The organism is Curtobacterium sp. NPDC090223, from assembly GCF_044746585.1.
GTDB lineage: Bacteria > Actinomycetota > Actinomycetes > Actinomycetales > Microbacteriaceae > Curtobacterium.
In genome coordinates this window covers 1-1687 of record NZ_JBIVCN010000012.1, presented here as the reverse complement: position 1 = coordinate 1687, position 1687 = coordinate 1, and the positions used below count along the sequence as shown (strand labels likewise).

2 rRNA genes (1 of these 2 cut by a window edge) are annotated in these 1687 nt (G+C 56.4%); both read right to left on the bottom strand.

Annotated elements, in window-relative coordinates:
* Positions 1–120 (bottom strand): 23S ribosomal RNA (locus ACIPJY_RS18040); it reaches 2909 nt to the left of the window's first position.
* 27 nt (positions 121–147) lie between these two features.
* Positions 148–1669 (bottom strand): 16S ribosomal RNA (locus ACIPJY_RS18035).
* Together the 16S and 23S rRNA genes form the textbook arrangement of a ribosomal RNA operon.
* Between the last annotated feature and the right edge of the window lie 18 nt (positions 1670–1687).

The following is a 1687-nucleotide window of genomic DNA, read 5'->3' as shown; positions in this document are numbered from 1 at the left end:
CGTTCCTACCCTGCAAGCAGAGCGTACTGAGGTCGGAAGCATCACTCCCAACTGCACTGTCAATGTTCCACCCATGAGCTACCCGTCGGACACGGTCGGTCCGAATCGGGCGCCTGGACATCGCAAGCGATGCCAGATGCTCCTTAGAAAGGAGGTGATCCAGCCGCACCTTCCGGTACGGCTACCTTGTTACGACTTAGTCCTAATCACCGATCCCACCTTCGACGGCTCCTTCCACAAGGGTTAGGCCACCGGCTTCGGGTGTTACCGACTTTCATGACTTGACGGGCGGTGTGTACAAGGCCCGGGAACGTATTCACCGCAGCGTTGCTGATCTGCGATTACTAGCGACTCCGACTTCATGAGGTCGAGTTGCAGACCTCAATCCGAACTGAGACCGGCTTTTTGGGATTCGCTCCACCTTACGGTATCGCAGCCCTTTGTACCGGCCATTGTAGCATGCGTGAAGCCCAAGACATAAGGGGCATGATGATTTGACGTCATCCCCACCTTCCTCCGAGTTGACCCCGGCAGTCTCCTATGAGTCCCCGGCATAACCCGCTGGCAACATAGAACGAGGGTTGCGCTCGTTGCGGGACTTAACCCAACATCTCACGACACGAGCTGACGACAACCATGCACCACCTGTACACCGACCACAAGGGGGCGACCATCTCTGGCCGTTTCCGGTGTATGTCAAGCCTTGGTAAGGTTCTTCGCGTTGCATCGAATTAATCCGCATGCTCCGCCGCTTGTGCGGGCCCCCGTCAATTCCTTTGAGTTTTAGCCTTGCGGCCGTACTCCCCAGGCGGGGCGCTTAATGCGTTAGCTACGACACAGAAACCGTGGAAAGGTCCCTACATCTAGCGCCCAACGTTTACGGCATGGACTACCAGGGTATCTAATCCTGTTCGCTCCCCATGCTTTCGCTCCTCAGCGTCAGTTACGGCCCAGAGATCTGCCTTCGCCATCGGTGTTCCTCCTGATATCTGCGCATTCCACCGCTACACCAGGAATTCCAATCTCCCCTACCGCACTCTAGTCTGCCCGTACCCACTGCAAGCCCGAGGTTGAGCCTCGGGATTTCACAGCAGACGCGACAAACCGCCTACGAGCTCTTTACGCCCAATAATTCCGGACAACGCTTGCACCCTACGTATTACCGCGGCTGCTGGCACGTAGTTAGCCGGTGCTTTTTCTGCAGGTACCGTCACTTTCGCTTCTTCCCTACTAAAAGAGGTTTACAACCCGAAGGCCGTCATCCCTCACGCGGCGTTGCTGCATCAGGCTTTCGCCCATTGTGCAATATTCCCCACTGCTGCCTCCCGTAGGAGTCTGGGCCGTGTCTCAGTCCCAGTGTGGCCGGTCACCCTCTCAGGCCGGCTACCCGTCGTCGCCTTGGTGAGCCATTACCTCACCAACAAGCTGATAGGCCGCGAGTCCATCCCCAACCAAAAAATCTTTCCACCACCAGACCATGCGGCCGGCGATCATATCCAGTATTAGACGTCGTTTCCAACGCTTATCCCAGAGTCAGGGGCAGGTTACTCACGTGTTACTCACCCGTTCGCCACTAATCCACCCAGCAAGCTGGGCATCATCGTTCGACTTGCATGTGTTAAGCACGCCGCCAGCGTTCGTCCTGAGCCAGGATCAAACTCTCCGTAAAAAATTACAGACCCAACAC